A 5881-nucleotide genomic window follows, 5' to 3' on the forward strand; every position below is an offset into this window, starting at 1 on the left:
CCGTGGCCTTCCAGCTCGATGGCGCAAGAAATCTCCCGCCCCACCATGTCCGGCAAGCTGAAGTTGGCGCCCCGCATCGGGCCGCCAAACTCCGCCAGCTCATCGGGCGTCTGCAGCACCAGCCGGTACTCGAACAAGCCGTTGATCGCTTCCCAGCCACTCAGCCGCAAGGGCACCAGCGCCGGCCGGCCCAGGTGCTGCGGAATCGCCGGGCTGCTGATCGTCAGCGCGCGTTCGCCGCTGAACAGGGATACAGCGGGGAATCTCTGATTCATGTGGGCCAGACAGGGCTGCGGGGAACAAGGCACCCTGCCTCACCGCGGGCGCCGGCCAGACTGCTTGCGATTGCCGTCAATCGCTCAATCGCTGCCTGGACACTCCCTCAGGCATTCCCCAGCTTCGTCTCGCCTCGGCGCGACTTCAAGGCCGGTATTCACCATCAAGGCGCCCGAGAAGCCGCGCGCGGCCCCGCCCGCCTACTGAAACCGCTCCAGCATCTTCTCCAGCGCCATCGTGAACGGCGTCTGCATCATCGGCAGCGTGAGCACGATGCCGATGAGGCCCACGCCCAGCGTGATCGGGAAGCCGATGGCGAAGATGTTCATCTGGGAGGCCACGCGGGAGATGAGGCCCAGCACCAGGTTGACGAACAGCATGATGCCCACCAGCGGCATCGCGATCCACAGGCCGATGGAGAAGATCTCGGCGCCCCAGGCTTCAGGCCGCATCGCGCGGATGAAGGCAAACGGCTCAGGCCCGGCCGGGAAGGCGCGAAAGCTCTGGATCACCGCGTCGATGATGAGCAGGTGGCCGCCGATGACGATGAACATCCACGACACCATGATGCCGAAGAAGCGGCTCACCGCCGTGGCCTGCCCGCCGGTGGCGGGGTCGAAGAAGCCGGCCAGGTTCAGGCCCATCTGCAGGCCCATGAGTTCACCCGCGAACTCCACCGCCGCGAACACGATGCGCACCGCAAAGCCCAGCGTCAGGCCGATCAACACCTGCTGAGCCACCAGCATGAAGCCGATGCCCGAGTCCAGCGGCACCGCAGGCATCTCGGGCAGGCCGGCCTGCGCGCAAAAGGCGATGAGGAAGGCCAGCGCCACGCGCACCCGCGCCGGCACCGAGCGCTGACCGATCACCGGCAGCGCCGAGAACAGCGCCAGCACCCGCAGGAAGGGCCACAGCAGCGGCGTGATCCACGCCAGCAGCTGCGCTTCGGTGAGCTGGACCATCAGCCCACGGCGGTGGGAATGGACAGCAGCGTGCGCTGCAGGAATTCGACCAGCGTGGTCATCATCCACGGGCCGGCCACGGCCAGCACCGCCACCGCGGCCACAATCTTGGGCACGAAGGTGAGCGTGGCTTCGTTGATCTGCGTGGCGGCCTGGAAGACGCTGACCAGCAGGCCCACCACCAGCACCACGATGAGCATGGGCGCCGAGACGATGAGCAGCAGGTGCAGCGCCTGCTGGCCGACGGTGAAGACTTGTTGTGAGTTCATGGCAGGTCGGCCATCAGGTAGCAAAGGAAGCGGCGAGCGAGCCCAGCAGCAGGTTCCAGCCGTCGGCCAGCACGAAGAGCATGAGCTTGAAGGGCAGGGCCACCAGCACCGGGCTGAGCATCATCATGCCCAGCGACATCAGCACGCTGGCCACCACCATGTCGATGATGAGGAAGGGCACGAAGATCAGGAAGCCGATCTGGAAGGCGCTCTTGAGTTCGCTGGTGACGAAGGCCGGCACCAGCACCTTCAGCGGCACGTCCTCGCCCTTGACGTCGGCCGGCAGCTTGGCCAGCTTGGAAAACAGCTGCACGTCGGACTGGCGCGTCTGCTTGAGCATGAACTCGCGCATCGGTCCTTCGGCCCGCTGCAGCGCCTGCTCGAACGGGATCTGCCCGGCCGAGTAGGGCTGGTAGGCCTGCTGGTACACCTGGTCGAAGGTGGGCCCCATCACGAAGAAGGTGAGGAACAGCGACAGGCCGATGATCACCTGGTTGGGCGGCGCGGCCTGCGTGCCCAGCGCCTGGCGCAGCAGGCCCAGCACGATGACGATGCGGGTGAAGCCCGTCATCATCAGCAGCACCGCCGGCAGGAAGGACAGCGCGGTGAAGAACAGCAGCGTCTGGATGGGCACCGAGTAGCTGGCGCTGCCCGCGCCCTGGCCCACCAGCAGCGGCAGCGTGGCGGGCGCCGCGGCGGTGGTGCCGGCCTGCTGGGCTAAAGCCATTGCAGGAACGGCCGACAACACCGACAAGCCCAGGATGCGCAGCCCGCTGCGCAGGCGTTCAGAAGACATCGCCCTTGTCCGTGTCGTTCTTGGGGTTGGAACGGGGCTGGCCGTAAGGGCCCAGGCGCGCCATCAGCTGCGCGAAGGGCGCGGCCATCTGGCCGGCGACGGCCGAAGGCGGCGCCTCGGCCTGCGGCGACAGCGTGTACAGCGTGGTGATGGTGTGCGGCGTGGCGCCCAGCACCAGCCAGCGGCGCTCTTCGCCGCTGCCCACCTCGACGGTGACGATGCGCTGGTTCTGCGCGATGGCCACCGAGGCGATGGTGCGCATCGGCGCCGGGCCGGCAGCGGCCTGGCCCATCGGGCTGCGCTTGAGCAGCCACAGGGCCACCGGGATCAGCGCCAGCACGGCGATGAACCACAGCAGGGCGGACAAGGATGAAGTCATGGTGTGGCGATGCGCGATTCGCGCGCTCAGTTGGCCCGGCTCAGGCGGCGCATGCGCTCGCTGGGCGTGACGATGTCGGTCAGGCGGATGCCGAACTTGTCGTTCACCACCACCACCTCGCCCTGGGCGATCAGGTAGCCGTTGACCAGCACGTCCATCGGCTCGCCGGCCAGGGCATCGAGTTCCACCACCGAGCCCTGCGCCAGTTGCAGGATGTGCTTGATGGGGATGCGGGTGCGACCCAGTTCCACGGTGAGCTGCACCGGGATGTCCAGGATCATGTTGATGTCGTTGCCCGTGCCGGTGAGCTGCGGGCTGGCCGACGAGAAATTGGTGAACGACGGCGAGGACACCTGTTCCGCCGCGGCCGTCACCTCGCTGGCCGTGGCCGGTGCGCTGGTGGACTCCGCCAGCGCCGCCGCCCATTCGGCGGCCATCGCGTCTTCTTCGGAAGTGTTGGGCGTGTCATTGGGCATTCTGCTCTCCCAGCCAGCTCAGGTTGGAGCTGGAGATGAGTTGGTCGACCTTGATGGCGTACTTGCCGTTGGAGGTGCCGTAGTGGCAGTCGAGCACGGGCACGCCGTCCACCTTGGCCTGGATCTGCTGCTTGATGTCGAGCTCGATGAAGTCGCCGGGCTGGAAGCTCAGCAGCTGCTCGATGGTGGCGCCGGCATGCGCCAGCTCGGCCACCAGCTCGACCTCGGCGCTCTGGATCTGCTGCTTGAGCAGGTTGATCCAGCGCTTGTCGGGTTCGTTGGAGTCGCCCTGGATGGTGCTGTAGAGCACGTCGCGGATGGGCTCCATCGTGGAGTAGGGGATGCAGAAGTGCACCGCGCCGGTGGTGTCGCCGATTTCCAGCGTGAAGCTGGTGGCCACCACGATCTCGCTGGGCGTGGCGATGTTGGCGAACTGCGGCTGCATCTCCGAGCGCTGGTATTCCAGCTCCAGCGGATAGATGCCGATCCAGGCCTTGCGGTATTCCTCGATGATGACTTCCACCATGCGCAGGATCACGCGCTGCTCAGTGGGCGAGAAGTCGCGGCCTTCGATGCGGGTGTGGTACTTGCCGCCACCGCCGAAGAGTGCGTCGATCACCGCGAACACCAGGTTGGGGTCGCACACGATCAGGCCCGAGCCCCGCAGCGGCTTGACGCTGACGATGTTGAAGTTGGTCGGCACCACGATCTCGCGCAGGAAGGCGCTGTACTTCTGCACCTTGATGCCGCCGATGGACACCTCGGGGCTGCGGCGGATCAGGTTGAACAGGCCCACCCGCACGTTGCGCGCGAAACGCTCGTTGATGATCTCCATCGTGGGCATGCGCCCACGAACGATGCGTTCCTGGCTCGACAGGTCGTAGTCGCGTACGCCCCCCTGCGGCACATCCTCCTGCTCGAGCTTCTGGCTCTCGCCGGTGATGCCTTGCAGCAGTGCATCGACTTCGTCTTGCGAAAGGATCTGCTGGTTCATGCCAAGCGATCAGCGGACGTCACTGGATGATGAAGTTGGAGAAGTGCACTGCCGTGATCGGCAGCACCTGCGCCGCGCGCTTCTTCTTCTTTTTCTTGGGCTTGTCCTCGGCGGGCGGCGCGTCTTCGTCCTCGTCGTCGTCCACCTCGTAGCCCAGCGCCCGCGAGGCTTCGCGGCGGATCTGCTCGGCCAGCTTTTCCTTGCCGGCGCGGTCCAGCAGCTGGGCGGCGGTCTTCTGCGCCAGCAGCATCAGGATGTTGTTGCGGATGGCCGGCATGTAGGCCTTGAGCGCTTCCTGCAGCTTGGCGTCTTCCACTTCCAGCGTGATGCCGATCTGCGCATAGCGCTCGGCGTCGCGGTCGGCCAGGTTCACGGTGAACGGGTCCAGCGGCACGAAGGTGGGCGCGTGCTTGGGGTCCAGGTTGTGCTGGACCTTCTTCTCGGCGCGGGGCGCGGGCGCCGCGGCTTCTTCGCCTTCCTCGGCTTCGGCGTGGGGCTTTTTCAGCAGGAAGAAGGCGGCGGCGCCGCCGCCGGCCACCAGCAGCAGCACGACCGCGAGGATGATGATCAGCTTCTTGTTGCCCTTCTTGGGCGCGGGGGCGGCGTCGGTGGCGGCAGCGGCTGACATGCAGGCTCCTTGCAGGCTCGGGGCAGCGAAGGACGGGCGCCTTCGCACAACTTGGGTGCCATTATTCGAGCCGGGTCCCGGCGGCGATGCCGGGAAAAGGGGCCGGTTTGTTGTGCAGACGGGCGCCCCACGCGACCGTCGCCTCAGTCCCGCCGGGCCGCCCCAAGGGACTGAGCTCCCCCTCGGGGGGGCGCGAGCGCAGCGAGCTTGGGGGCTCGATCAGGCCACGAGGTCGACCACGCCGCGGGCCGCGCGCAGCGGCTGCGCTGGGGCCAGGGCGGCCATGTCGTCGGCGCCGGCAGCGCCCCGCACGCCGCCCAGGCCACGGTCGGTGCGGCCCGGCTCGTCGCGGCCCGGCTGGCCGCCCGCACCGGGGTTCTGCGCGAACACGCCGCCGCCAGCCAGGGTGAAGCCGCCGGCGCTCAGCGCGGCGGCCAGGTCGGGCAGGCTGGTTTCCAGCGCGCTGCGGGTGGCGGCCAGGTCGGCGCCGAAGGACACATGCGCCTGCGTGCCGTTGAGGTCGATCTGCACCGAGATCGGCCCCATCTCGGCCGGGTTCAGCTCCAGCCGCGCCTGCTGGATGCCGTCGCGCACCAGCAGGCTCACCTGGGCGCCCAGCGCGGGCGCAAAGGCCGGTGAGTCGATCGCGGCAGCCAGGTGGGCGGTGAAGGGCGGCGTGGGCGCGCTGGCCTCGGCGGGTGCGCTGGCGGCGGTGGGCGTGGTGCCGTCGGCCGCGGCCAGGGCGCGCACCGCATCGGCCGCGGGGGCGGTGGCCTCGCTGCGCTGGGCGGCGGGCGCGGCGGCGGCTTCGGCCTTCTGGCCGGCTTCGGCCAGCGCGGCGGCAAAGCGGCCCGCAGCATCGCCCGCGCCAGCCTGCAGGCCGCCGGTGGCGGTATGGCCGGCGCCGGCTGTCTGCGCGGCGTCGGCGCCGTCGATGCGGCCGGCCAGCTCGCTGCCGGGTGCGGCTTTGCCGGTGCCGATGCCGGCGCTGCGGCGGCCGCCGGGGCCGCCGTTCTCGGCGCCGCCGGCGGCCAGGCCACCCCGGGCCAAGCGCTCGGCGCCGCCGGGCAGCAGGCTGGCCAGCCAGGCGGCGGGGTCGGC

8 protein-coding genes and 1 pseudogene are annotated in these 5881 nt (G+C 68.8%); all 9 read right to left on the bottom strand.

Features of this window, described 5'->3' with window-relative positions; genetic code table 11:
- Positions 1-275: pseudogene (locus ABNT58_RS18335) on the bottom strand (type VI secretion system tip protein VgrG); the annotation flags it as partial.
- Between the two features lie 201 nt (positions 276-476).
- Positions 477-1238, bottom strand: coding sequence for a flagellar biosynthetic protein FliR (gene fliR / locus ABNT58_RS18340; RefSeq protein ID WP_348754881.1), 762 nt, complete (start codon positions 1236-1238; stop codon positions 477-479).
- Positions 1238-1507 carry a flagellar biosynthesis protein FliQ gene (gene fliQ, locus ABNT58_RS18345; RefSeq protein ID WP_348754882.1) on the bottom strand — a complete coding sequence of 90 codons (270 nt, stop codon included), beginning with the start codon at positions 1505-1507 and terminating at the stop codon, positions 1238-1240. The genes fliR and fliQ overlap by 1 nt, the downstream gene beginning before the upstream one ends.
- Before the next feature lie 13 nt (positions 1508-1520).
- Complete coding sequence (gene fliP / locus ABNT58_RS18350; protein ID WP_348754888.1) at positions 1521-2234, bottom strand: flagellar type III secretion system pore protein FliP; 714 nt, start codon at positions 2232-2234, stop codon at positions 1521-1523.
- 58 nt (positions 2235-2292) lie between these two features.
- Positions 2293-2670 carry a flagellar biosynthetic protein FliO gene (locus tag ABNT58_RS18355; protein WP_348754883.1) on the bottom strand — a complete coding sequence of 126 codons (378 nt, stop codon included), beginning with the start codon at positions 2668-2670 and terminating at the stop codon, positions 2293-2295.
- 38 nt (positions 2671-2708) lie between these two features.
- On the bottom strand, positions 2709-3158 hold the full coding sequence (fliN, locus tag ABNT58_RS18360) for a flagellar motor switch protein FliN (protein WP_348754884.1): 450 nt from the start codon (positions 3156-3158) through the stop codon (positions 2709-2711).
- Complete coding sequence (gene fliM, locus ABNT58_RS18365; protein WP_348754885.1) at positions 3148-4152, bottom strand: flagellar motor switch protein FliM; 1005 nt, start codon at positions 4150-4152, stop codon at positions 3148-3150. The genes fliN and fliM overlap by 11 nt, the downstream gene beginning before the upstream one ends.
- A 19-nt stretch (positions 4153-4171) precedes the next feature.
- A complete protein-coding gene (locus ABNT58_RS18370; RefSeq protein ID WP_348754886.1) occupies positions 4172-4780 on the bottom strand; it encodes a flagellar basal body-associated FliL family protein in 609 nt (202 codons plus the stop codon).
- Positions 4781-4999: 219 nt separating this feature from the next.
- Positions 5000-5881 (bottom strand): flagellar hook-length control protein FliK (locus ABNT58_RS18375; RefSeq protein ID WP_348754887.1); only part of this gene is annotated, 882 nt, incomplete at its 5' end.

Source organism: uncultured Aquincola sp. (genome assembly GCF_964001545.1).
GTDB lineage: Bacteria > Pseudomonadota > Gammaproteobacteria > Burkholderiales > Burkholderiaceae_C > Aquincola.

Excerpts from the sequence above, each read along its gene's own strand:
- fliQ (WP_348754882.1), bottom strand. The coding sequence starts at position 1,507 with ATGAACTCACAACAAGTCTTCACCGTCGGCCAGCAGGCGCTGCACCTG.
- ABNT58_RS18370 (WP_348754886.1), bottom strand. The coding sequence starts at position 4,780 with ATGTCAGCCGCTGCCGCCACCGACGCCGCCCCCGCGCCCAAGAAGGGC.
- fliP (WP_348754888.1), bottom strand. The coding sequence starts at position 2,234 with ATGGCTTTAGCCCAGCAGGCCGGCACCACCGCCGCGGCGCCCGCCACG.
- fliR (WP_348754881.1), bottom strand. The coding sequence starts at position 1,238 with ATGGTCCAGCTCACCGAAGCGCAGCTGCTGGCGTGGATCACGCCGCTG.
- fliN (WP_348754884.1), bottom strand. The coding sequence starts at position 3,158 with ATGCCCAATGACACGCCCAACACTTCCGAAGAAGACGCGATGGCCGCC.
- fliM (WP_348754885.1), bottom strand. The coding sequence starts at position 4,152 with ATGAACCAGCAGATCCTTTCGCAAGACGAAGTCGATGCACTGCTGCAA.